This window comes from Treponema bryantii, assembly GCF_036492245.1.
Lineage (GTDB): Bacteria > Spirochaetota > Spirochaetia > Treponematales > Treponemataceae > Treponema_D > Treponema_D bryantii_C.
The window spans coordinates 2785718-2811630 of record NZ_AP025286.1; the positions used below are offsets into that span (position 1 = coordinate 2785718).

21 protein-coding genes are annotated in these 25913 nt (G+C 41.6%); 5 read left to right on the plus strand and 16 right to left on the minus strand.

Translation table 11 applies throughout. The annotated features are described in order from the left end of the window. Nucleotides 1-92 precede the first annotated feature (92 nt). Complete coding sequence (locus AABJ44_RS12310) at nt 93-3623, plus strand: glycoside hydrolase family 2 TIM barrel-domain containing protein (RefSeq protein WP_338369343.1); 3531 nt, start codon at nt 93-95, stop codon at nt 3621-3623. On the opposite strand, the gene AABJ44_RS12315 is transcribed toward AABJ44_RS12310, so the two are convergent. Then, complete coding sequence (locus AABJ44_RS12315) at nt 3616-4770, minus strand: SLC13 family permease (protein ID WP_338369344.1); 1155 nt, start codon at nt 4768-4770, stop codon at nt 3616-3618. The two genes, AABJ44_RS12310 and AABJ44_RS12315, sit on opposite strands and share 8 nt — an antisense overlap. Nucleotides 4771-4889: 119 nt before the next feature. On the opposite strand from AABJ44_RS12315, the gene AABJ44_RS12320 reads away from it, so the two are divergent. Next, on the plus strand, nt 4890-5591 hold the full coding sequence (locus tag AABJ44_RS12320) for a GTP pyrophosphokinase (RefSeq protein ID WP_338369345.1): 702 nt from the start codon (nt 4890-4892) through the stop codon (nt 5589-5591). 62 nt (nt 5592-5653) lie between these two features. On the opposite strand, the gene AABJ44_RS12325 is transcribed toward AABJ44_RS12320, so the two are convergent. Continuing rightward, nucleotides 5654-6124: a hypothetical protein gene (locus tag AABJ44_RS12325; RefSeq protein WP_338369346.1), complete on the minus strand. Its 471-nt coding sequence runs from the start codon at nt 6122-6124 to the stop codon at nt 5654-5656. 169 nt (nt 6125-6293) lie between these two features. Here AABJ44_RS12325 and AABJ44_RS12330 point away from each other — a divergent pair, with 169 nt between their 5' ends. Then, a complete protein-coding gene (locus AABJ44_RS12330; protein ID WP_338369347.1) occupies nt 6294-7010 on the plus strand; it encodes a septal ring lytic transglycosylase RlpA family protein in 717 nt (238 codons plus the stop codon). A 218-nt stretch (nt 7011-7228) separates the two neighbouring features. On the opposite strand, the gene gdhA is transcribed toward AABJ44_RS12330, so the two are convergent. The 6 genes from gdhA to pyrB form a co-directional block, all read right to left on the minus strand. Beyond that, a complete protein-coding gene (gdhA, locus tag AABJ44_RS12335; protein ID WP_338369348.1) occupies nt 7229-8587 on the minus strand; it encodes an NADP-specific glutamate dehydrogenase in 1359 nt (452 codons plus the stop codon). 226 nt (nt 8588-8813) lie between these two features. After that, nucleotides 8814-9161 (minus strand): nuclear transport factor 2-like protein, encoded by a 348-nt coding sequence (locus tag AABJ44_RS12340; protein ID WP_074642063.1) that lies wholly within the window; start codon nt 9159-9161, stop codon nt 8814-8816. Between the two features lie 93 nt (nt 9162-9254). Continuing rightward, nucleotides 9255-10304, minus strand: a complete 1050-nt coding sequence (locus AABJ44_RS12345; RefSeq protein ID WP_338369349.1) for an alpha/beta fold hydrolase — start codon at nt 10302-10304, stop codon at nt 9255-9257. An 86-nt stretch (nt 10305-10390) separates the two neighbouring features. Then, entirely contained in the window at nt 10391-11914 is a 1524-nt protein-coding gene (locus AABJ44_RS12350) for a dihydroorotase (RefSeq protein ID WP_338369350.1), read from the minus strand. Between the two features lie 9 nt (nt 11915-11923). After that, the gene (locus AABJ44_RS12355) at nt 11924-12361 is read right to left on the minus strand and encodes an aspartate carbamoyltransferase regulatory subunit (RefSeq protein ID WP_074642057.1); all 438 of its coding nucleotides are present in this window, start codon (nt 12359-12361) and stop codon (nt 11924-11926) included. 13 nt (nt 12362-12374) lie between these two features. Further along, nucleotides 12375-13301 carry an aspartate carbamoyltransferase gene (pyrB, locus tag AABJ44_RS12360; RefSeq protein ID WP_074642056.1) on the minus strand — a complete coding sequence of 309 codons (927 nt, stop codon included), beginning with the start codon at nt 13299-13301 and terminating at the stop codon, nt 12375-12377. Between the two features lie 210 nt (nt 13302-13511). Here pyrB and AABJ44_RS12365 point away from each other — a divergent pair, with 210 nt between their 5' ends. Further along, the gene (locus tag AABJ44_RS12365; protein WP_338369353.1) at nt 13512-14639 is read left to right on the plus strand and encodes a helix-turn-helix transcriptional regulator; all 1128 of its coding nucleotides are present in this window, start codon (nt 13512-13514) and stop codon (nt 14637-14639) included. A 106-nt stretch (nt 14640-14745) separates the two neighbouring features. Here AABJ44_RS12365 and fabV read toward each other — a convergent pair whose 3' ends face one another. Together fabV and fabF are read right to left on the minus strand one after the other, a co-directional pair. Continuing rightward, complete coding sequence (gene fabV, locus AABJ44_RS12370) at nt 14746-15999, minus strand: enoyl-ACP reductase FabV (protein WP_338369354.1); 1254 nt, start codon at nt 15997-15999, stop codon at nt 14746-14748. Between the two features lie 9 nt (nt 16000-16008). After that, entirely contained in the window at nt 16009-17265 is a 1257-nt protein-coding gene (gene fabF, locus AABJ44_RS12375) for a beta-ketoacyl-ACP synthase II (protein ID WP_338369355.1), read from the minus strand. Between the two features lie 168 nt (nt 17266-17433). On the opposite strand from fabF, the gene AABJ44_RS12380 reads away from it, so the two are divergent. After that, a complete protein-coding gene (locus tag AABJ44_RS12380; RefSeq protein WP_338369357.1) occupies nt 17434-18549 on the plus strand; it encodes a DUF362 domain-containing protein in 1116 nt (371 codons plus the stop codon). Here AABJ44_RS12380 and AABJ44_RS12385 read toward each other — a convergent pair. The 6 genes from AABJ44_RS12385 to iorA all read right to left on the minus strand — a co-directional run bounded on the left by AABJ44_RS12385 (nt 18546) and on the right by iorA (nt 25774). Then, nucleotides 18546-18977, minus strand: a complete 432-nt coding sequence (locus AABJ44_RS12385) for an amino acid-binding protein (RefSeq protein WP_338369358.1) — start codon at nt 18975-18977, stop codon at nt 18546-18548. The two genes, AABJ44_RS12380 and AABJ44_RS12385, sit on opposite strands and share 4 nt — an antisense overlap. Before the next feature lie 96 nt (nt 18978-19073). Then, nucleotides 19074-20384, minus strand: a complete 1311-nt coding sequence (locus AABJ44_RS12390) for a phenylacetate--CoA ligase family protein (RefSeq protein WP_074642045.1) — start codon at nt 20382-20384, stop codon at nt 19074-19076. Between the two features lie 367 nt (nt 20385-20751). Then, nucleotides 20752-22002, minus strand: a complete 1251-nt coding sequence (locus tag AABJ44_RS12395; protein ID WP_074642043.1) for a SpoIIE family protein phosphatase — start codon at nt 22000-22002, stop codon at nt 20752-20754. 74 nt (nt 22003-22076) lie between these two features. Then, complete coding sequence (locus tag AABJ44_RS12400) at nt 22077-22646, minus strand: indolepyruvate oxidoreductase subunit beta (protein WP_338369360.1); 570 nt, start codon at nt 22644-22646, stop codon at nt 22077-22079. A 114-nt stretch (nt 22647-22760) separates the two neighbouring features. Continuing rightward, nucleotides 22761-24047, minus strand: coding sequence for a hypothetical protein (locus tag AABJ44_RS12405; RefSeq protein WP_338369362.1), 1287 nt, complete (start codon nt 24045-24047; stop codon nt 22761-22763). Next, nucleotides 24047-25774 carry an indolepyruvate ferredoxin oxidoreductase subunit alpha gene (iorA, locus tag AABJ44_RS12410; RefSeq protein WP_338369363.1) on the minus strand — a complete coding sequence of 576 codons (1728 nt, stop codon included), beginning with the start codon at nt 25772-25774 and terminating at the stop codon, nt 24047-24049. The genes AABJ44_RS12405 and iorA overlap by 1 nt, the downstream gene beginning before the upstream one ends. Nucleotides 25775-25913 lie beyond the last annotated feature (139 nt).

Here is a 25913-nt window from a genome sequence, read left to right on the forward strand (position 1 = left end):
CAACATCAATTATACAACACAAAATATGACATCAGCATGTCATATTTTTCTCTTATTAACAGATTTTGTTTTCCCTATTATACTTGAACATTATGAAGAAATTATTCAATGATGGCTGGCAGTTTGCCGAACTTGCTTTAGATGAAGCTTCAATGTATAAGGATGGAAAACCTGTTCTCTTTACTCCGGACCAGTTTTATGATTCAGCTGCTACGCAAAGTTTTATACCGGTGCGCGTGCCTCACGACTGGCAGATTCATCATGTAAATGAACTGTATAAAAACAGCGTAGGCTTCTATAAAAAGAGTTTTTCACTTACTGCAAAAGAAATAAATGGCCGTCATTGCGCAATCCGTTTTGAGGCTGTTTATATGAACAGCGCTGTATGGGTAAACGGAAAAAAGGCCGGTGAATGGAAGTACGGCTACTCTACTTTTGAGTTTGATATTTCTTCATTAGTTCATGAAGGCGAAAATGAAGTTCTCGTGATTGCAGTTTACCAGAACTGTAACACACGCTGGTATTCCGGTGCTGGAATTATCCGTGACGTTTATTTTATAAATACAGATCGAGTTTATCTTCCGACAGACGGAGTTTATTTCACTGCAATTCCGGCCGATTCAGCAAATCTTGATGGCGAATGGAATATCAAAATCTCAGTTGAAGTTTCAGGTGCAATCAGCGGACATAAAATAGAAAATATTATTTCTACTCCAGATGGAACTGTTTATGCAAAAACTGAATTCCCGTTGTCGCCAGTACCTGTTCGTGAAGAAGAATCTGACTGTCTGCATCAGAATGTGCCTTCTCTTGCAACCACTTCAATTTCCCGAGCACAGGAAGAACTCGTTGTTGAACAGCCTGTTCTCTGGGAACTCGAAGCACCTTTCTTTTACACACTGACTACAAAACTTATGGATAAAAACAATGTTGTAATTGATGAGATTCAGCAGCATTGTGGTTTTAAATTTGCAGAATTCACAGCAGACAAAGGCTTTTTCTTAAATGGCCGACATCAGAAAATTTACGGTGCCTGTCAGCATCATGATCAGGGCGCACTTGGAGCTGCTTTTCATATTGATGCACTCCGTCGTCAGTTCAGAAAACTCAAGGAAATGGGTGTAAACTCTGTGCGCTGTTCTCATAATCCGCCGCCATCTGCCTGGATGGACCTATGTGACGAAATGGGACTTCTTGTTGATGATGAGATTTTTGATATGTGGGAAAAACCGAAGACCACTTTTGATTTCGGAAACTATTTCAACGAATGGTGTAAACGCGATGTTACAAACTGGGTACGCCGCGACCGTAATCACCCGAGCCTTATCATGTGGTCAGTTGGAAATGAGATTTATGATACTCACATGGGCAACGGTTTTGAAATCACAAAGCGACTCTACGCCTGTGTTCAGAAAAATGACCCGAACAAAAATGCCCAGATTACAATTGCTTCAAATTATATGATGACAGAAGGCGCACAGAATTGTGCTGGTGAAATCGATACAGTCGGTTACAACTATCTTGAGCGCCTCTACAACGAACATCATCAGAAAAATCCTGACTGGAAGATTTATGGAAGTGAAACTGGCTCAACTGTACAGAGCCGTGGAATCTATCACTTCCCTGATTCGCTTAAGCTCGTTACCTTCAGCGACGGCCAGTGTTCAACTCTTGGAAACTGTACAACTCCATGGGGCTGCGCAAACACACAGACTGTAATTGCAAATGACCGCGACTGTCCGTTCAGCGCAGGCCAGTATATCTGGACAGGCTGGGACTACATTGGTGAACCTACTCCGTATCACACAAAATCTTCTTTCTTCGGTCAGATTGATACCGCAGGCTTCCCTAAAGACACCTTCTATCTTTTCAAATCTGAATGGGCCGGCAACAATACAAAACCTTTCGTTCATCTTCTCCCTTACTGGGACTGGAATGAAGGTCAGATGATTGATGTAAAAGCCTACACAAACGGTGAAAGCGTTGAACTTTTCTTTAACGGAACCTCACTCGGCCGCCAGAACATAAATCACAAAGACGGTGCAGAACCGTTTGGTCACTGGATTGTAGAATATCACAAAGGCGAAATCAAAGCTGTTGCTTATGATAAAGATGGAAACGCAATTGCAGAAGATGTAAAAAAATCTTTTGGAGATCCCGCTAAAATCATTTTGAATCCGGAAACAGAAGATGAAAGCGGAAAATCTGGATCCCTCCACTTTATTCAGATTATGCTCGCAGACAAGGACGGCACACTTGTAGAAAACGCACGTAACTACATTACGTTCAACGTCGCAGGAGATGCAGAACTTGTTGGCATGGATAATGGTGACTCAACAGATTATGAGGAATACGTTAGTGCAACCGGCCGAAGCCAGACAAGAAGACTTTTTGCAAACAGACTGATTGCAATTGTCCGCTCAAAAAACAACAACTCAAGTTTTGTAATCACAGCAGCCAGCACTGGACTTCAGAATGTTTCCCTCAAGTTTGACGGCAAAGAATGGAAGGAAGCTGCACCATATTTTGCAATCCGCCCGGAAAAGGATTTTATCCCGACCCGAAAAATTGAACTGATTGCAGACGGCTCAGCAAAACTCGATGCCACACACCGCGAAGTTCACGTAACTGCAAAAGTTCTCCCGGAAAATGCAAGCATCAAAGAAATAAAATGGAATCCGGTACTCAAGGAATGCGTTGCGAGTGATAATATTGAGGTGTGTGATGGCCTCATCCGTGCTGCCGGCGACGGTGAATGTATTCTCCGCTGTACCGCCCGCAATAACACAGAGTATGACGAAGTAATCAGCGACCTGCCGTTCATCGTAAGCGGCATCGGAACTCAGAAGCGAAATCCTTACACACTCATAGAAGCCTGTCGCTTCGATAAGTATGACGACACAAACAACAAATCAAAACCGGAAATGTCTCTCGAAAGCGGAATCTCAAACCGTAAGTGCGGCGCAACCTGGGTTAGTTTTGATAAGGTTGATTTTGGTGCAGATGGCGCCGACACTATTCATCTTCCTATTTTCAGTTTCTCAACAGAGTTCCCTATTGAAATCTGGGATGGCACCGGCACAAATCCCGACACCTCAAAACTCCTCGGCCGCTTCACCTACAAACACGAATCGATCTACAACACATATTCAGAAAATGTGTTTACACTGGATCGCCGACTGTTCGGAGTTCACACAATCACAATTGCCTTTGACTATGATCTCTATCTGCATGGCTTTTATTTTGAAAAGTCACAAAAGGCTTTTGCAAAACTGGCAGCCCTCGATGCAGACTTAATCGCCGGTGACTCATTCACAAAGACCGATATCGCAGTAGAGAAAATCGGAAACAACGTAAATCTTGATTTTGCGAATATGGATTTTGGAGACAAATCAGCCACCTCAATCACAATCTGCGGAAAGTCAAACACCGAGAACAATACAATCAACATCAAGTTCTTTAGCGCAGACGGTACAACATCAACTCAGGTAATCGAGTTTACACATACAGATGATTATGAGGAAAAGACGTTTGAAATTGCACCAGTAACAGGCTCACAGAAAATCAGTTTTGTTTTCCTCCCTGGCAGCAACTTCGACTTCAAGTGGTTCAGATTTAGATAAGATAAACAATTACGCCTAAGATCACCAGCAGCACGACATTATACGCAGTAAATACTGCAAAGTAATTGTCGTGCTGTTCTGCTGTATACAGCTTAAACGAAATCACACTCGCCATAGATGCAATCAGAGTTCCAAGGCCACCTACGTTTACAGCGAGCAGCAGCATCGCACCATTCTGTGTAAAGCCACTCAAAAGCAGAGCAGCAGGAACATTACTTATAACCTGACTAGCTGCAATTCCCGTAATATAAGTCTTAAGCGGAGATGACAAAAGCGACTGAATAAAATTAGAAAACGCCGGCACCGTAGAAATAGTCTTAGTAAAAATAAAGAAGCCCGCAAAAGTCAAAAGCAGACTGTAATCAACCTTCTTGAAAAGTCTCCAGTTGCAAACCGCCATCACAACAACCGTAATGCCCAGCATAATCAGATAATTCACAACATGGAAAACTGTCAAAAGACAAAGGATAAAATCTGTAAAATAAAAGAAAGTGCGGAAATCAACCTTAAGACTTGCCCTCTGAGTCTGCAGTGCGTTACCAGATAATTCATGAGGCTCTTCAAATCCTCCATGCGCAGCAACCTTCCTGCGAGTCAAAAAGATAATAATCACAGCAAGAATAAAAAGCGACGGTACCGCAATCTTTGCTGTCAAAGCAAAAAACTCTAGCGCTGAAAATCCGTAATACGAAAACAGAAAAAGATTCTGAGGATTTCCCATCGGAGTAATGCACGAACCAAGATTTGCCGCCAGAGTTTCCAGCACAATCAGATGCAGCGACGAAAGATTTATGCGCTTAAAAATCAACAGTGAAATCGGCACAAAGGTCAAAAGTGCAACATCGTTTGTTACAAACATCGAACTGAAAAATACAAGATAAGTCAAAAGAAAATAAAGAGAGCGACGGGTCTTACAAAGACGCAAAAGTCTTGCTGCAATCACATCCAGAAAGTTCTGACTCTGGAACGCCTTAATTACAATCATCAAAGAAAAAAGAATCGCAATCGTTCGAAAATCAATAGCCTGATAGCAGACAATAGGCGCCGGCCGAATTACACAAACAGAAATCACCGCCAGCAGCAGAGCCGCAAAAAGCACAGGCTCCTTCTTTATAAAATTAACAAAAATTCCAACTGCTTTTTTCATAGTATTAAGAGAATATCACAAACGCATTTTACGAGCAACGGATGTTTTTTTTCATTTGCCGAAACCTTTCTCTTGTTAGTATATTTTATATATAGAGACAAAATTTTTGAGTAACAATTATGAGCGACGAAATTCTTGAAGAAACGATAATTGATGAGGCGACAGCGCTTCCGCCGTCATTGATGAATAACATGGCTGTTTCTGGCGATTTTTATAAGATGGCCTTCCAGTTTCAGCAGATTATGATGATTTATGAAAGCGCAATTAAACAGATTGAAACAAAACTCGACATTCTTAATAAGGAAAGCAGCGTAAACAGAACACGTAACCCTATCAGCACAGTAAAAAGCCGCTTGAAAAGTCCGGAAAGCATTGCAAAAAAACTTGAAAAAAAGGGCTTCGACATCAGTTTTGATTCCATGATGAAAAATCTCAACGATATTGCTGGAGTTCGTGTTATCTGTCCTTATATTTCCGACATTTACACAGTGCGAGACATGCTTCTCAAGCAGCCAGACCTTAAGCTTATCGTACAGAACGATTATATCGAAAATCCAAAAGAATCCGGTTACCGAAGCCTTCACCTTGTAATGGAGATTCCCGTTTACCTTTCAAAGACAGAACATAATGTCCGTGTAGAAATTCAACTGCGTACAATCGCGATGGACTTTTGGGCAAGCCTTGAACATCAGCTGCGATACAAAAACAGTGCAAAGGTGCCGGACAGCGTAAGACGAGAGCTTTTTCGCGTAGCTGAAACAATTGCAATGACCGACCGCGAAATGGAAGAAATCGCAATTGAGCTGCAGGCGCTGGATTAAAAAAATAACGGTTCCCTTCAAACTGAGAACCGTTTTCGATAAAACTCCTTATTTATCTTTGCTTAAATGCCAAGCTGTTCACCTTTTTGATAGCCGGCATCGGTAAGGATGATTATCTGGTTATTTCCTGCATATGTATAATCTGTTCCTTCAATAAATCCATATGCAATAAATTCATCAATATCATCTTGAGTAACAGGCATTAATGCCTGACCTTTATAACAAACGAATGCAACATAAGGTTCAGGACTTTGATATGTAACTGTCACTGTAGCAAGAAATTTTGCAAACCCTGCATCAGTAAATGTCAATGTTGTACCACTTAATGTATAATCAGTATCTGATACTAATCCGCATGCAACAATAAATGCATCAATATCAGCTTTCGTGCCATCTTCACCAAATGATATTCCAGCATATACAATTTTGTAGGAATCATCATCAGCATCTTTCTTACAACTTGCAAATAAACCAACAAGAGCCAAAGCCAGAAGAATACTCAAAAATTTTCTAATAATGCTTGTATTTCTCATTTAATCTCCTCTGAGGCCGTCAATATCCGACAGCCTCATTTTATTGAAAGTTTCTACTATAATTATCCTCCCACCAGTCTGTTCTGTCAAATTTTTTCTCCTTATGCCGAAATTTTGCCGATATTGTAGTATGCGCAGATTTTTTATTTTGATCTCCTTTTTTACACTAATGATTCTAACACGGCCAGAAACTGTATCCGCCGAAATATACAAAACCGGCGTAACAGCCTCTTATTACGCAGAAGATTTTCATGGTAAAAGAACCTCAAACGGAGAGCGCTTTAATATGAACGATTACACCTGCGCACATAAATCTTTGCCCTTTGGAACAATTCTTAGAGTTACTAATCTTGCAAATGGAAAAACAGTTGATGTCCGTGTAAACGACCGCGGCCCCTTCGTCGCTTCCCGTGAAATAGACCTCTCAAAAGCCGCAGCAATAAAACTCGGAATGATAGGCAGCGGCACCACAAAAGTAAAACTTGAAATAGTAAAAAAAGGAGCAAACACAAAACTAAGTCAGCAGACCGCAGCTTCGGCATCTAAAATTATGGCAAAACTAGGTGGCGGCAACAGTTTGGCAACAGCCGCAAACTCGGCCAGCTCGAAAACCACAGCCTCTCCAAAGAAACCTGCCAACCTCGCCCCTGGAACCTACTGGGACATCCAGCTCGGCGCATTCAGCTCAAAAGAAAATGCAAAAGAATTTGCCCGCAAGCTTTTCCGCGCCGGTTTTAAGAACATAGTTCTCCAGACTTCTGCCAGCAAAGGCATAACCCGAGTAGCAATCAAAGAAATCCCGGCAGAAAAAGTCCGTACCACTCAAGACCGCCTCTCCAGCGCTGGCTTCACAGAACAGACACTGAGGAAAAGAAAATACGAATGATCAAGGCACGCTTCGCTTAAAGCCTTGACTCATTCGTTTTGAGGCTTGGAATTGCATTATCAAGCCTCAAAAAAAAGAGCCCGGAAACGGACTCTTTCTTATGGATTAAACTGCAGCCGAAGGCTGTCAGTTTGAATCTGTTTTTGCACGCACGCGAAGCGTGTCGTGCCATTAAAAGTTTTAGACTGCAGGCGCCAGCCTGTCAGTCTGAAAACGGATTAAACAAGACCCTGTGCAACCATTGCATTAGCAACCTTAACGAAACCAGCAATATTAGCGCCAGCAACGTAGTTAACCCAGTTGCCTTCCTTAGCACCAAACTTAACAGCTGTATCGTAAGCGTTGTTGTGGATGTTAATCATGATGTTGTGGAGCTTCTCGTCAACTTCTTCAGCAGACCAAGCGAGGCGTTCGCTGTTCTGAGACATTTCGAGACCAGATGTAGCAACACCACCAGCGTTAGAAGCCTTTCCTGGAGCGTAAAGAATCTTAGCAGCGAGGAACTTGTTTACAGCATCGATGTTAGATGGCATGTTAGCACCTTCAGCAACAAGCTTTACACCGTTCTTCAAGAGCTTTTCTGCATCTTCACCAAGAAGTTCGTTCTGAGTAGCACATGGGAATGCACAGTCAACCTTAACTTCCCATACCTTCTTTCCAGCATAGTACTTAGCGTTAGGGAACTTCTTAACATATTCAGAAATACGACCGCGTTTTTCACCCTTGAGCTTCTTAACCCAGTCAAGTTTCTTCTGTGTAATACCTTCTTCATCATAGATATATCCGTCAGAATCAGAAAGTGTAACAACCTTAGCACCAAGTTGAATAAGCTTTTCAGCAGCGTACTGAGCAACGTTTCCTGAACCTGAAACTGAACATACTTTTCCTTCGAAGTTGTCGCCAACTTTCTTGAGCATTTCCTGAGCAAAGTAGATAAGACCATAACCTGTAGCTTCTGTACGAATCAAAGAACCACCGAATGAAAGTCCCTTACCTGTGAGAACTCCAGTGTACTCGTCGCGGATTCTCTTGTACTGACCAAAGAGGTAACCAATTTCGCGACCACCAACGTTCTTATCACCAGCTGGAACGTCTGTATCAGCACCAATGTGGCGATAAAGCTCAGTCATGAAAGACTGACAGAAACGCATAACTTCTTTATCTGATTTTCCATGTGGATCGAAGTCAGAACCACCCTTTCCACCACCCATTGGGAGAGTTGTAAGAGAGTTCTTAAGAACCTGTTCAAATCCAAGGAACTTAAGTACAGAAAGGTTTACTTCCTTAGAGAAGCGGAGACCTCCTTTGTAAGGTCCAATTGCACTGTTGTACTGTACGCGGAATCCACGGTTTACGTGATACTTACCTTTGTCGTCCATCCAAGGTACTCTGAACTGAATAACGCGCTCTGGCTCTACAAGTCTTTCGAGAATTGCGTTTGGCTCAAGCTCTGGCATTTTTGCAACTACTGGATCGAGAGTTGTCAAAACTTCCTCAACTGCCTGAAGGAATTCAGGTTCGTTAGCGTTCTTTGCTTTTACTTCTTCCCATACACGGTTTACGTAAGCATTTTTCATTTCTATTTACTCCTCGGCAAACACAAAATCTGCATTTAGACATCATTCTGCATAATTATGCATTTCCAAGGTATAAATATACCACAAACCGCGTTTCTATGAAAAGTAGTAAAACCCAAATTCAGCCCGAATTTCGTTAATTTTTATTAAAGTTTTGAAGTAAAAATGAAGACAAAAAAAGGAGGGGGAAGCCTTCCCCCGCTCTTATCGACAAAGGGGTCTCCCCTTAAAAACCCCTTCTCCACTCCGGAGGTTCGCCGTCATCAGCCCAGTATTCATCTAACTCTGCAATTTTATCATTTTTCAATTTTATAAAACTCACTACATGAAAAGAAGATCCATCATCAGCAGAAACAACATGACCTGCAAGAATTATTGTCTCGCCTGCTTTTTCAATACGTTCAATTTCACCTTTCCATTTTCCAGGATAATCACAATTCACCCGAACATATTCCAAAACAGAAAACTGCTCATTAGTACAATGCCATCTGATAACCGCATCATCTGTAAAAAAAGATGGAAGTTTTTCTCTGTTCTGAAGAATCACAGCATTCCAAAACTCTTCAACTTTCAATCTTTCACCCCTCTATCCGTCCAGATGTGCGCTCAATATACCGCTCCAGTCCAGACCGGCCGTCGGCATTCAAAGCTGTAACTTTTTCATTTTTTATTCTATCATCTGAATCCAATTTAAACAATCTGCATTCATTTTTTGAATGTGCTCGTATGCATTAACTTTCTGGCGTTTGCCACTGAGCAGTGTTGTCAAAACTGGAGAAATCAAAGAAATATCGCAAAGCCCCATGTGAACAGTCCCTTCATAATAAATATTTGTATACAAAGGATTATTGCTTTCTAAGAACTTTGCATTATTTTTGTAATCTTTTCTTTGCTTCAAAATCGGATAACTTGAATCAGAATATACATTCAAAAGAGGAACAGTATAATCGCTGTCATCAAAAACAATTTCACCTTCCGAGTTTTCATAAACATCTGCCATAAAAGGAGACTCAAGTGCAATAGCCCCAATAACATCAGTTCTTGAACGAGCCATAGCATATGCTGCAGAACCACCAAGAGAATGGCCGAACATAATAAAATTAACAGGACCATTCTTTTCCATGTAGTCATCCATAACTGCATTCAAATCTGCTTTTCTGATTCTCATCCATTCTGAAAAGACTTTATATGTAGTTTTCCAGTCTTTATCCGGGTCAATTGAAGATGACTGTTTTAGAAACTCTTTACTCAAACCCGTTTTTCTTCCATCTTCATAAACCATGCTGGAAGCCTGGCCCGGATGCACAACAGCAAGTACTGTATATCCATGACTGGCGAGTTCTTTATAAAATGTACCGTTATTATCCACAGTTCCGCCTGAACCATGAGTCGCAATTACAACAGGATGATTTTCACTGCATTCAAGAGGCTGCCATTTTCTAACCTGAAGCTGACGCAGACTTCCATCATTCAAATATGGATCAACCTGATTTTCAGTTACCCAATAATCAGTCGAGGAAAACTGATATTTTCCTGTTACAGAAATTTGTTTTGCAGGTGGAAAAATTGCAAAGAAAATAGTCAGAATAAATATTATTATAAAAGAAAAAACAAAAAGAACCCGACAACTCTTTTTAACATTCTTTTTTTTCAGACTTTTCTTTACAAGAAAAAAGAGAACCAGTTCAACAATAAGTAACAGTAAAAAAACAATCATGTTGTGCACCTTTTTTAATAGCTATTTACTATTATAACACCTGATGCATAGCAATTTGTTACATATTGAAATTAAAAAAGCAAAGATTAACTTTCAAACACCAGTCGGCCATCTATAAAGAGATATTTTACCTTACCAGTAAGTGTACGGCCTTCAAATGGAGTTGCCTTTCCTTTACTGTAGAATTTAGAACTGTCTACTGTCCATTCTTCATCCGGATCTACAATTGTGAGGTCTGCATCGTAGCCGGCTCTCAAAAGTCCCTTATGAAGTCCAAGCAGACGAGCCGGAGCAGCCGACATCAACTGACTTAAGCGGCGTGGATTAAACTGATTGTCTTTTACGAGAACGCTGTTACATACGCCGTAAGCAGTTTCAAGACCAGTGAAACCAGGAGCACCTGCAGCTTTATCATCCAGCGTATGAGGAGCATGATCAGTAGAAATTACATCAACAGTTCCATCGCGGAGTGCTTCAAGTACAGCAACGCGGTCATCCTCGCTGCGCAATGGTGGATTTACAAGAGCTCTGATATATGGTTCATCTGTTCCACAAAGAGCAAGATGATGTGGTGTTACTTCACAGGAAACAGAAAAGCCTTTTTCGGTTCTTGTAGTTGGAGCAAACTTTTCGCCGTCTTCAAATGCCTGATATGCAGCATCTGCTTCGTCTGCGTTATAATCCATTTCTTCATCATAAAGTTCATTCTTTGCTTCACGAACTGCATTGATAGAAACTGCAGTACTTACGTGAGCAATATGAACATGGCAGTCAGCCTCTTTTGCAAGCATGATGTTACGAACTGTTGCTACATCTTCAGCAAGGGCAAGGATTTCGTTTGCTTTAGTCAAAGCTAAATCAATGCGGTCCAAAGCTTCAGCATTTGCTTCGTCATCAGCATCAAAATCTTCATCGCCGGTTCCCCATGCAGAAAGACCAACGCCCTTCATAATTTCAAGAGCTTCTGCACGGAATGGTTTTGCCAGTGGACCGAGAGTCATATCTTCACTGTGACAGCTTACAATCAGACCTTTTTCACCAGCCTTAGTCATTGCTTCAAGCATAACACCAGAAGTTGGAACATCACGGCCATCTTCGGTAATTACCGGAACATATTGTTTTTCTACAAAATCAAGATGAGAAGTATCTGTGCCTCCAAAATTCTTTGTAAGACTTACTGTCTGAAAAAGATGTGTAAGCCCGATTGCTGCAGCTTCCCGCTCAATCTTCATTGCCATTTCAATAGAAGAAACAACAGGATTTGTATTTGGCATTGCAACGATGGTACCGTAACCACCAGCAGCAGCTGCGTGAAGTCCGGAGGTCAAATCCTCTTTCTGAGTTTGTCCCGGATAACGCAGATGTACATGCATATCAATAAAAGCAGGAGTCAGAGTAAGTCCATGCGCATTATGGAGTTCGATTGAAGTCTTTTCATCAACTCCGTCTTCGGCAAGTACTGAGTGTGCCATTTTTTCGAGAGTCTCTGAATTGGTGTAATAGCCCTGAAATACAGAACGAATCTTTCCGTCCATTACAAGAACAGCACCTGGAGTGTCCATACTTTCGTCCAGAAGACGCGCATTATAAATTAAAACTACTCTGCTCATATTTTTTCCTTATTTATTCTTGCCACCAGCCAAATATAATGTATCGCAATATTCGCAGCGGTAAACACCTTTTGATTTATCTGTAAGAATAAAAGTTGGTTTTACATAATGCTCAGTCTGTGTAATACAGCGTGGATTCTTGCATTTGAAAACACCCTGTACACGACTTGGAAGTTCCATGTTGATTTTGCGTACGATTTTTTCGTTTTCAATTACGTTTACGCAGATATCCGGATCAATAAAACCGAGCACTGAATAATCAATATTGATAATATTATCGATTTTGATGATATCCTTTTTGCCAGACTTTTCAGAAGAAACATTCTGAATGAGGCAGGATGTAAAAGGAGCTTTATCGAGTCCGAGCCACTGGTAGATTTCCCAGCCAGAACCGGCATGAATGTGATCTATAACAAGTCCGTTTTTAATTGTATTTACGTTCAACATTTTCCCCTCCTCCTTAATCAATAGCTCCAGTTATCTTCGCAATCAAAGCCATTCTTGCGTACATACCGTACTTAACCTGCTTAAAGTAAGCGGCGCGTGGGTCGTTATCAACTTCTGGTGTAATTTCGTTTACGCGAGGAAGTGGATGAAGAACGATCATATTCTTGCGTGCAAGCTTCATTTTCTCTGAATCAAGAATGTAGCTGTCCTTAAGACGGATATAATCCTGTTCGTTGAAGAAGCGCTCCTTTTGAACGCGGGTCATGTAAAGCACGTCGAGCTGGTCGATTACGGCGTCGAGGCTCTCAACAATTTCATACTGAACGCCGGCCGGCTCAAGAACGTTTGTAATCAGATAGTCCGGAACGCTGAGCTCCTTTGGACTGATGAAGATGTATTTATTTCCCTTAAAGTGACGGAGTGCTTCGGCAAGTGAGTGAACTGTACGTCCAAACTTAAGGTCGCCGCAGAAGCCGACTGTATGATTTTCAAGGCCACCAAGCAACTGACGGATTGTTACAAGGTCGGTAAGGGTTTGTGTCGGGTGATAGTGTCCACCGTCCCCGGCATTGATAATCGGGCATGCAGAATACTTGCTTGCAAGCAGCGCTGCACCCTCTTTTGGAGTACGCATTGCAATTACATCGGCATAGCTTGAAACTACGCGGATTGTGTCGGCAAGAGTTTCTCCCTTTACTGTCGAAGTATTGTCGGCATCAGAAAAGCCTTCAACTGAACCGCCAAGTCTAAGCATAGCAGCTTCGAAAGAAAGTCGGGTTCTAGTACTCGGCTCAAAAAAAAGTGTCGCAAGAATTTTCCCGCGACACACGTCTTGAAATGATTTAGGATCAACAATAATCTGTTCAGCCAAAGAACAAATTTCTTCGATTTCAGAAACCGAAAGATCATCCGGCTGAATTAAATGACGACCAGTTAGCATTGGTTACTCCGTATAAATTTTCTTAGATATTATCAAAAAACGGGGAATGTTACAATAATATTTCCATGCATGTTTACTGATTATCCAACTCTACGTTGAGAGTTTTCCAAAAATAAATTGTTAGGATTTTTCACCATCTTCTGATAGTATACAATTACCGCGCGGAATTAAAGGCACTCAAAAGATAAGTGCCCCTAAGGAGATAAAAAAATGAAAAACTCAATTGGAAACAACATCAAATATTACAGAAAGCAGCTTGGTCTTACTCAGGAAGAACTGGCAGGACAGTTGTTTGTAACATCTCAGGCGGTCAGCAAATGGGAAAGTGACGCAGGATTGCCAGATACAGCACAGATTGTTCCGCTTGCAAAAGTCCTTAATATCTCAACAGATGCGATTTTTGGACTTGAGCAGGGAAATTACGATGATCTTGCAGCAGCAAAGGTGCATGAAAAATTCCGCGAACTTCGCAGTCAGATTGATAAAAGAAAGGGTGCGCTGGAATCCTGCGAATATCTTCTTTCTGAATGTGAGGCAAATCCTCTGAACTTTGAAATCTATATGAACTTTGTGCAGAGTGTTGCAAATCTTAGCCGTAACATAGAAAACTTCGGCGAATACAAAAAGGGTATGAACGAAACCTTTGATAAATATTTTGATGAAGCCCTGAAGAAATCAGTTCAGGTAATCAGATACTGCAAGGACAGCAACTGTGTTGAAAAGACTCACTTTGCCCTTTCCTGGCTTTATATACAACGAAAGGAATACGAAAAAGCCCGCGAACATATTGCAAAGCTTCCGAGCGCACACTCAAACATGCTGCGCGAAAGTATTCTTGCAAAACTTGAAGGTTTTGAAAACGGCATAGAAGCCCAGCTCAAGGCGCAGCATAATAACTCGCAGTCGCTTTGTCTTCCTTTCAACAAGGAGTTCGTATATTCTGCAGAAACTTATTTCTGGAATAAAACAGAAAGCACTCCGGCCTATTGTGAATGGGCATTGAACATTATTTTTGCAGTCTGCAAGGATCCGACTATGAAACCATATTGTCAGGGCTTTGTAAAAGATTTGTATGCCTTCAAAATCTGCGCTGAATTAAAGACAGGCCTTGATGAAGCTGCCCGCACAGATTTTGCAGAAGTAAAAAAGCTGATTCTGGACTATGTTGATTTCTGTGCAGCCGAGCTTGAACGGGAAGACCTTCTTGCCTGCTATGATGAAAAAGGACTTCTGAATATGAAGCTCTACACAAAAGAAGATGCCGACCGCCGCATTAAAGAACTTGAAGAAAAAATCAAAAAATGGTGCGGCGAAGAAGCTTTGAAAAAAGTGTTGTAGGAAAAAGCACCGACCATGTAAAACAAAACGCCGCAATCGCTCCTCGCGACTGCGGCGTTTTTTAATACCGTCATCCCGAAACAAGTTCAGCATGACGCGTCAATCATTAAATCTGATCCATTCTGGCAACATCAGCTGTGTAGTCGATTCCTTCTACATCAAAACCGTTTGTTGCGTAGAAATCATGCTTGTAACCAACCAGGTCACAGATTTCTTTGATGTTGTCGTTGTTTACCTTAGACATCAGCTTATCAACTTCGGCCTGAACATCTGCCTGCATTTCCCAGTCGTCTACGCGGATGCGGTTTTCTTCATCAACCGGAACCTTGCCAGCAGCATTGTTTTCACCTGTGTAAAGGCGTTCTGCAAAAAGGCGTTCCATCTGCTCGATACAACCTTCGTGAGTTCCCTTTTCCTTCATAACCTTGAAAAGGATAGAAAGGTAAAGTGAAATGATAGGGATAACAGCAGAAGAACGAGTTACGAGTCCCTTGTTTACAGAAACGTAAGCAGCACCACCGAGTTCCTTAGAAAGCTTCTCATTCAAAGCATGGGCAGTAGCTTCAAGGTGCTTTTTAGCCTGTCCGATAGTTCCATCGCGGTAAATAGCGTGGCTCAACTCTGGTCCGATGTACGAATAAGCAACTGTACGGCAACCTTCTGCAAGAACACCAGCGGCAGCAAGCTGGTCAATCCAAAGCTGCCAGTCTTCGCCACCCATTACTTTTACAGTGTTTGCAATTTCTTCGTCATTTGCAGGTTCAGCAGCAGACTCTTTAAGAGTGTCTGTAAGAATATCAATTCCAAGACCTGCGTATGTTTTACCAATTGGTTTGATAACTGATTTATAAAGTACGTGAGCACCAGTTTCGCTGTTAGGGTCAATCTTATCCGGGTCGCTGCGCACCGGTGAAGCCAAACTGTAAACGATAAGGTCGAACTTCTTTCCAGCCTTCTTTGCTTCATCAATAATCATTTTGCGTGTTTCGTGACTGAAAGCATCTGCAGAGAAAGTCTCTGTAAACAAGCCTTCTGCCTTAGCAGCGCGGTCGAATGCGAGGTTGTTGTACCAGCCTGGTGTACCGCCCTTAGTTTCTGTTCCGGCCTTTTCAAAAGAAACACCGATAGTATCTGCACCGTATTCGAAAGCTGCAGAGATGCGTGAAGCAAGTCCGTAACCTGTAGAACATCCCAAAACAAGAACGAACTTAGGACCGTTTCCGCCCTCTTTCAAGCTCTTTGTTCCGCGCTTAGCCTTCTGTGCTTTTACATAAGCAATCTGATTTTCAACTTCCTTAGCGCATCCAAGAGGATGAGCGTTAAGACACATGTTAGAACGAACCATTGGTTTGATTATCATAATTTACCTCTATATCTTCTTTAATATAATACATCCGTTATGACCGCCAAAGCCGAGTGAACAGCTGGCAGTTGCATTGATTTCACAAGACACGCCTTTGTTTGGTGTGTAGTCCAGGTCGCAGCCATGCTCTAAGTCCGGCTCGTCCAGGTTGATTGTCGGCGGAACAAAATTATCTTCCATTGCCTTGATACACATAATTGCTTCAATAGAACCAGCTGAACCAACCATGTGCCCAATTTCACTCTTAGTAGAAGAGATGTGGAGTTTCTTTGCATCCTCTCCGAATACACTCTTAATCATCAAAGTTTCTGCAGTATCATTTGCAGAAGTAGAAGTTCCGTGAGCATTGTAGTACTGAATATCAGATGGCTTCATGCCGGCATCTTCAAAAGCACGCTTCATGGCAAGAGCACCACCGCTTCCATCCTCACGAGGAGCAGTAATGTGGTAAGCATCTGAACTTGCACCGTAACCAGCAACTTCAGCATAAATCTTAGCACCGCGAGCCTTTGCGTGCTCATACTCTTCAAGAATCAAAACAGCAGAACCTTCAGCCATTACAAAACCGCTGCGGTTCTTATCGAATGGACGGCTTGCCTTTTCCGGCTCATCATTAAAACTTCTTGTCAAAGCAGAAAGTGCCTGATAACAGCCGATATTAAAACCTGTAATATTAGCATCAACACCGCCAGCAAAACAAACGTCGAGACGGCCGCTGCGAATCATATCAAGTGAAAGTCCAAGAGCATCAGTTCCAGAAGCACAAGCTGTAGACAAAGTCCATGAAGGACCGTAAATCTGAAAGTGCATTGCAACACCGGCAGAAGCTTCGTTATTCAAAACAAAAGGAGCTGTTAAAGGTGGAATGCGGTCTACACCACTTGCAGGATCCAGATATTTTTTATAAGCAGTTTCCAAATCATCAGAAAGACCAATACCAACGCCAGTTACAATACCAGCTTTTTCATCTTTAAGATTATCAGCAGTAAGTCCGGCATCTGCAGCAGCTTCAATACTTGCACCAAGCAGGAACTTGCTCATACGGCTCATTTTGCGAGCCAGTTTGCGGTCTACACCATAATTATTTATATCAAAATCTTTAACTTCACCTGCAATCTGCACCTGATGTTTAGAAGCATCAAAAAGTGTGATTTTTGTAATTCCACTTTTTCCGTTCTTTACATTTTCCCATGCAGTTTTTACATCGTTTCCAACAGAAGAAACGCAACCCAATCCTGTTACAACAACTCTGCGTTGTGCCATTTAATACCTCAAAAAATAAAAAAGATGAATTAGTATAGCATATAAGATGAGATAATAAAACAGTACATTTCTTTGACATTTTTGTCAATAATGTCAAGATAAATCACCCAATAATTCAAAAGGAGATTTATCTTGTCTTTATTTACAATATGAGCCTATAATTAACAAATGACCACAACGGTGGCGCTGCAAAGATGCGCGGAATATGATTTTGATAAGGTTCTCGAATGTATTCATGTGATGTTTGAACTTGTTCCGCCTCCAGATGTCCATGGCAAAACAGTTCTTCTTAAACCGAATATTCTTTATCCAAAGTCTCCGGACCTTGCAGTGTGTACGCATCCGGTTGTAGTTGGTGCTGTGGCCCGGGCTTTTAAAGATCTCGGCGCTGCCCGCGTAATTGCCGGAGAATCCCCTGCTATCGCTAATTCTACAATGGCTGCAAAGGTTACCGGCATGTACGATCAGGTTGTCAGTAATGGCGGAGAATGGGCTGATTTTAAGACACCCGACGTAGTAGCCTGTCCAGACGGTAAAATAGTAAAAAGCTTTAATTTTGCGAAACAATTTCTTGAAGCCGATATTATAGTTTCAGTTGCAAAGCTAAAAAGCCATCAGCTTATGGCTTATACCGGCGCAATGAAAAATCTTTTCGGTCTGATGATAGGACTTGAAAAAGCAGAACAGCACTACCGTTTCTCCAACAAAGCTGATTTTGCAGCTTTTCTTACAGACCTCAATATTGCTGCAAAACCTCAGTATGCAATTATGGATGCAATAGTGGGAATGGAAGGGCCCGGCGGACCTGGTGGTGGAGCCCCGATAAAACTCGGGTTCCTCGCCGCCTCGGACAATATTTTAGCCCTGGACTGGAAATGTTCGGAACTCGTAGGCTATAATCCTCATCTCATTGCAAATCTCGAAGATGCCCTAAAACGCAGCCTCTGGCTCAAATCAGAAAAAGAAATAAAAACAGCAGGAGCCTCAGAAGACACCTGCCGCTGTACAACTTTCAAAATAGTAAAAGAACCAAGCGAAACACTGCAGAAAATGATGCCTCGCTGGCTCAACCTTATTGCAACTCCACTTCTCACAAAAACACCGCGTTTTAATGCCCGCAAGTGTAAAAAATGCGGCCGCTGCGAACAGATTTGTCCCGCACACCTCATAAAAATGAATGGGCCGGACGATTCCGCCCAGCTGAACGACAAACAAAAATGTCTGCACTGCTTCTGCTGCCACGAAATCTGCCCGAACGACGCAATAAAACTTAAGCGTTTTTAGATATTTGCCAGTTCGTCCTGACCAATCATTCTGATACCGTTCTGATCACAAACCTTTTCAGTTTCAGGAACATCAGTACAACGGATAATCATATAAGCCGAACCAGACTTACGTCCAGTAAAGCCGTACATATATTCAACGTTGCGTCCGTTATCAGCAAGAATCTTAAGAATCTTATTCAAACTTCCAGCCTCATCCGGAATCTCAACGGCAATTACCGGAGTAGATTTTACGATATAGTGAGAACGCTCAAGCGCCCCCATAACCTGCTCTACGTTTTCTACAATAATACGTGCAATTCCAAAGTCGTTAGTATCTGCAAGGCTGATAGCACGAATATTAATATTATGAGTTGCCAGAACGTTAGTAAGCTCCGACAGTGCATTCTTTCTGTTTTCGATAAAAATTGAAATCTGGTTAATAGTCATAGTTTATTCTCCTTATGTAGGGGAAAGCCTTCCCCTCGCTCGCACTTGCGTTGCTCGCTACCCCTTCTAGCGGGGACACCCCGCAACGCCCCGCCGTTAATCATGAAGCTTACGTGTATCAATTACACGCTTAGCCTTACCTTCACTTCTTGCGATAGACTTCGGTGCCACTAATGTAACCTTAGCCTTAATCTGAAGAACACTCAAGAGTGCGCTCTCAAGCTGTTTTTCCTGCTTATTGATTTCAGAAACAACGTCGCTGAACTTCTCGGCTGTCATCTCAACCTTAATTTCGAATGTATCAGTGTTGTTTACGCGGCCAACATGAATCTCGTAGTTTGCAGGGTAACCGTTCTGCATGAGAACACCCTCAATCTGACTTGGGAATACGTTTACACCACGGATAATAAGCATATCATCAGTACGTCCCATAGGCTTACTCATACGAACGAAAGTACGACCGCAGGCACAAGGAGCACGGTTCAAAACGCCGATATCCTTTGTGCGGAAGCGCATCAATGGGAATGCCTGCTTTGTGATTGCTGTGAATACAAGCTCACCCTTCTCGCCATCTGGAAGTCTCTTTCCAGTTTTTGGATCAATAGTTTCGATAATGAAGTGGTCTTCGTTTACGTGCATACCAGCCTGTTCCTGACACTCATAAGCAACGCCAGGTCCCATAACTTCAGTAAGACCGTAAATATCATAAGCCTTAAGGCCGAGAGATTTTTCAATGTCGCGGCGCATTTCTTCAGTCCAAGGCTCAGCACCAAAAATACCAGCCTTAAGATGAATATCATCTGGAGTGAGTCCCATATCCTTAAGGGTTTCGCCAAGGTATGCAGCATAGCTTGGAGTACAGAACAGAATTGTAGATTTCAAATCCTGCATAAAAGTAATCTGGCGCTGTGTGTTACCAGATGAAATTGGAATAACCTGAATACCAAGTTTTGTTGCACCACCATGAACACCAAAGCCACCAGTGAAAAGTCCGTAGCCGTAAGCGTTCTGTGCAATATCATTTTCATCACAGCCGATTGCTACGAGCTGACGTGCAGTACAGTCATCCCAAATGTCGAGATCTTCTTTTGTATAACCTACAACAATCTGCTTACCAGTAGTTCCAGATGAAGCGTGAATACGAACAACCTTGCTCATTGGAACAGCGAAAAGTCCATATGGGTAAGTTGCACGGAGATCATCCTTACAGGTGAACGGAATCTTATCAAGATCATCGAGTCCCTTAATATCGTCTGGAGTTACACCTGCTTCCTCGCAGCGCTTTCTGTAATATTCAACATTCTCATAAACATGGCGGAAATTTTTAGCCAGTCTTTCGCCCTGAAGCTTACGAAGCTCCTCAAGTGGCATACATTCTGATTCTTTCTGATAATATTTTAAATTCATAGAATTCTCCTAAAACAACGTCATGCTGAACCCTTCGCAGCATAGCTGCTCGGAGACTCGCTAAAAATAGTCCACTGGACTATTTTTGCCCTGCTACGCAGTGCCGCTCCCTATGTTTCAGCATCTTTTTTACAGGCCCTGAAACGAGTTCAGGATGACGTTTTTTATTTTTGTTTTTAATGTAAAAAGATTAGTTACCGTGCACTGTTCAATGGAACGCATTGCACAAAAAAAATAGAGAAGTTCGCCCTTAGGCGAAAAAGAAATAAAAGGAAAAGAAGCGGCTCTTAAGTAGGCCTGTAATTCTTAACATATACTGAATATTACCACGCTTAGAGCCGCTTGTAAAGATTAAAACAAAAAATTATTAGAATCTGATATTCATAACTGTAATATCATCTGGCAGCAGTGAATGCTGAATCCAGTCTGTTACAGCTTTTTCGATAGCCTTTTCTGCAGAATAAACATCAGTATTGAACAGTTCTCCAAAGAATGCCTTTGTACGAGCCTCATCATAACGCTCACCATCATCGCTCTGCATATCAGTAAAACCATCTGAATACAAATCTATCTGAAGACCGTTTTTCAGTGGCATCTTATAAGGACCTTTCTTATCTCCTGTAATTGCATCAGCAACTGCGCCCATTCCAAACGGAGGAAGTGTTGGAACAAGAGTAGCAACACGGCCTTTTCCTGCTTCATCTTTCAAATATGCAAAAACATTTGTATGTCCACAGTTAAATACGTTTACTGATTTTGCTTTATAATCTACACAACAAATTGCGCCAGTAATAAAATTACCAACCGGAACAATTTCTTTTAAGAAGTTATCCAGCATTACAACAAGCTGACTCGCATTCAGCTTTGAACAATCCTGCATTGCAAGCATAGAAAAAATCGAACCGAGAGTAACTGTCAAAAGAGCTGCAGAAACATTCTTTCCAGAAACATCAAAACTTCCAATCAGATATCGGCCTTCACAAAGCTCCTGAGCAATATAATAATCGCCACCAACAGCATTTGCCATTTTGTTCCATATACATACATCAAAAGGAAACTTCTTTGTATCAGAATTCTTTTTAAGCATGTTCTGCTGAATGGCGGCAGCCTTTTCAAGATCCTGAGCACGAAGTTCTTCAAGCTTTGCATTCATTTTGGCAATAGATACAATGCCATAAAAGCTTCTGTTATTTATGAGAACAATAATATGTTTGATTTCAACACTGATTGCAGTTTCATTTACCTTAGCCGCAACCTTTTCAATAAAGTCACTACAATTTAAGGTAAACGGACATTCCTTTACATAATCACCACAAGTCTTTGAACCAAATAGTTTAAAACCAGAACCAGAGCTGCGTTCAAGAGCATCTCGTTCAACAACACCTATTACAGCATCATCTTTTTCAATTGGAACCGCCGTTAGATCCGGCTGCTGCTCAAACATTTCGAGCACAGTATCAAGGCTTGCTCTGCTGCTTACAGGCTCAATCGCCATTGCAATTGAACCGACCTGTCTCTCATTAAAACTATTTTCAAAACCTGTTTTTTTAACGTCTACTGAACTTTTTTCTTCTAAATCCTCAGAAAAAAAAGAACTGTCTATAACTTCTTCTTCCATCAGAGTTTTCCCCTACAACGTTTTCATTAATTATAGCACAGTTCTTTTATTCTGCAATATTTTTTTAGGCTGCGTTACTCACCGCGTCCAAGCTTAAATGCCTTTTTGTTCATTTCAAGGAACTGAGGCTTAACCAGCTTTTCAATTGCAGCAAGCCATGCGTCCTCCGGGAAGTCCATATATTTAGAAAGAAGTCCCATCAGAACAATGTTTACAGACTTTGCAGTTCCTGCCTGCTCAGCGAGAGTAAGACAATCCAGAGCATCAACCTTAAGACCTGCTGCTGTCATTTTTCCAACCAGGTCTTCAGGATATTCTGCCGCGCCGGTAATAACTGGCATCGGGTCAATCTTCTGAGTATTCACAACAATCTGTCCGCCCTTGCGAAGATATTCAGTGTAGCGCGCAGCCTCAAGCAATTCAAAAGAAACAATAAAATCTGCCTCGCCCTTATCAACGATTGGTGAATAAACCTTGTCGCCATAGCGTACATAAGTTACAACCGAACCGCCGCGCTGGCTCATACCATGAACCTCGCTAACCTTTACATCGAAGCCTGCATCAAGCAGAACCTGTCCCAAAGTTTTAGACGCAAGCAAAGCACCCTGGCCGCCCACGCCAACTATCATTATATTTTTTACCATAATAATCTCCATCATTAAGGAGGGGGAAGTCTCCCCCTGCGCCCGCACTACGTTGCGGGCTACCCTCTCTGCGGGGACACCCCGCAACGCCCCCAGTAAACAGCAGAGTTCATTTTATTCACTTAAAGTTTTTTTCCATTCAGCAAGCGACTTCTGATATTCTTCACGTTCTGTTTTTGGAAGAAATTCAGTCGCATACGATCCTGCTGCAAGACCTTTCTCTCTCATTTCTATAAACTTTGACACATAAGCTTTACAAGCTTCTTCCTTTGTAAAAGTGAATGGTTCTTTTACATACTCTGTGTTTGATGTACTAGTATTGCTATATGCAGGATTTCTATTCGCATTATAATTGTAATTGATAATTGAAACATCCCCCGAATAATCGCCATATTCAAGTTTATAACTAGAACCTTCCTTATAAAGAACTGCACCATCAGGGAGGGAAAGATATTTTAAGGGAATATAGCTTGTATATTCGTTATCTCTTTTTCTCAGTTCAAGAACAAGAGTTCCATCTGGATTTATAACATAACACTCGTAATCATTGTCTTCAAGTCTTCCATCTGTAATATAAGAAGCATCTTTATAAACAACTGTTACATTATGATCTAGAGAAGTAGAATATCCGGAATAAGAATCAGATGCGTAGTCTATTCTATAAAGATTATTATTTCCAATTGTATCCAAATCATCCAAAGACTGCCCAGCTACAATTACTTTATTGTCACTAACATAAGTCTTTTCGAATACAGGAACAGCCTTTTCAATAGTCCAATCCGCTGTATTATATCGATAGCAAACACCTTCTCCATAAACTGCAAGATTCTCATATTTTCCATTTTTATAAGTACCGGTTATATAAAGATAAGCTTCAGGGAAGTTTCTGCCTCTATCCGACCAGCTTGCAAGATGCCAGAAGATAACAGCTTTAGAATCTTCCAAAACAACTCGAACAGTACCAAAATCTCGTGTTGCATACATTTCCAGAAAAATGTCTACATCATCAGATGAATACATTGTCAGGAAGTCATCTCTTGCACTCTTAAGGGTATCTCCAATAACACCAATTCTTATGTTCTTTCCAAATTCAAAGTCTTCTGTTTGCGAAATACAGTATTTCAATATAAACAACAGAAGATCTGAGTTTGTAGATATTTTAGACTCACTAACAGAAATGCTATCCTGTTCTGCTAAATTTACAAGTACAGGTTCAGCTGCCCGTGTAAGGCTTCTGTTGTCTGTTCCGAGCATCTCAGCAAAATCAGCTGCTGTAACAGGAAGATTTTTCAAAATCTCGTTAGGTGTTACAGTTTCTGGATTACCACTGCCAATAGTATTATTACAACCAATAAACGCCATACAAAGTACAGCGATCAAAATCAAAATAATCTTTTTCATTACAACGCTCCAAACTTACACATCTGTGAACAAACACCACAGCCAACACATAATGTTGTATCAATCTTTGCCTTGCCGCCCTTCATTGCGATGGCAGGACATCCAATCTTCATACACATCTTGCAGCTCTTACATTTTGCTTCATCAACCTTGAGCGGTGGATTGTGCTTAACTTCTTTGAGCAGTGCACATGGACGGCGGCTGATAATAAGGCTTGGCTCTTCAACTTCGAGTTCTTCCTTAACAGCAGCTTCACACTCAGCAATGTTATATGGGTCTACTACGCGAACACGGTTAATTCCCATTGCCTTAGCCAACGCTTCGAGATCTACGCGGCCGGCAGGGTCACCATAAAGGTTCTTTCCAGTTGTAGGATTCTGCTGATGTCCTGTCATACCTGTAATTGAGTTATCAAGAACAATTACTGTAGATTTAGACTGATTATAAGCAATTGTTGCAAGACCTGTCATACCAGAGTGCATGAATGTTGAGTCACCAATTACAGCAACAGATTTCTTTTCATTCTCTGCTCCACCAGCCTTGTTCCAGCCGTGAAGTCCACTGAAGCTTGCACCCATACAAAGAGTAACATCCATTGCGCTGAGCGGTGCAACTGAACCCAAAGTATAACATCCGATATCACCAAATACAGTTACCTTAAGCTTGTTCAAAGCGTAGAACATACCGCGGTGTGGACAACCTGCACACATAATAGGCGGGCGAACAGGAATTGCAGTATCAAGTTTTGTTCCCTGTGGAACTTCTTTTCCAAATGCAGCAGCAACAAGATTCTGGCTGAATTCGCCGCAGATCGGGAACATATCTTTTCCATGAATCTCAACTGAAAGTCCAAGACCACGAACAAATGTTTCAATAACAGGATCAAGTTCTTCAACAACAATCAGCTTTTCAAGACCTTCTGCGAACTTGCGGATCATATCTCCAGGAAGAGGATTTACCATTCCAAGCTTCAAAATATTTACGCTGTCACCAAGAACTTCCTTTACATACTGATATGAAGTTGATGAAGTGATGATACCAGTTTTAGCACCAACATCTTCTATCTTATTAATACCAGAAGTCTCACTCCACTTGGCAAGATCAGCCATTCTCTGCTCAACAAAAGGATGGCGGCGGATAGCATTTGCAGGAGCCATAACGTACTTGCTGATATTCTTTTCATAAGTCTTGTGCTCAGGAACAACACGTTCAGCTGGCTCAGTAATACTCTGGCTGTGAGCAACGCGTGTACACATCTTGTACAAAACAGGAGTATCAAATTTTTCACTGATTTCAAAAGCCATAGCGGCAAAGCGGCGTGCCTCATCGGCATCACTTGGCTCAATCATAGGAACCTTAGATGCAATAGCGTGATGGCGGCTGTCCTGCTCATTCTGAGAAGAATGCATTCCAGGGTCATCTGCAACACCAATAACAAGACCGGCATTAACGCCAGTATAGCTCATTGTGTAAAGAGGATCGGCAGCAACGTTCAAACCAACGTGCTTCATACCACAGAATGCGCGGCGTCCAGCCAGACACGCACCAAAAGCCGACTCAAGAGCAACCTTTTCATTCGGTGCCCATTCACAATAGATTTCCTTAAATCTTGCTGCTTCTTCAGTAATCTCCGTACTTGGAGTTCCCGGATAACTTGAAATAACTTCACAGCCCGCTTCAAACAAACCACGCGCAGCTGCGGCATTTCCTAACATCAGTTGTTTCATTGTATTCCCTTATAAAATATTTTTTTTAAGTGAGAATGTAATTTTACAGCGATTTTAAAGAATGGTAAATAGTCGACTACCCTGTCTATATAGCTATTTAAACTTGATTTTATAGCTATCTGAATTTATAATAACCTTG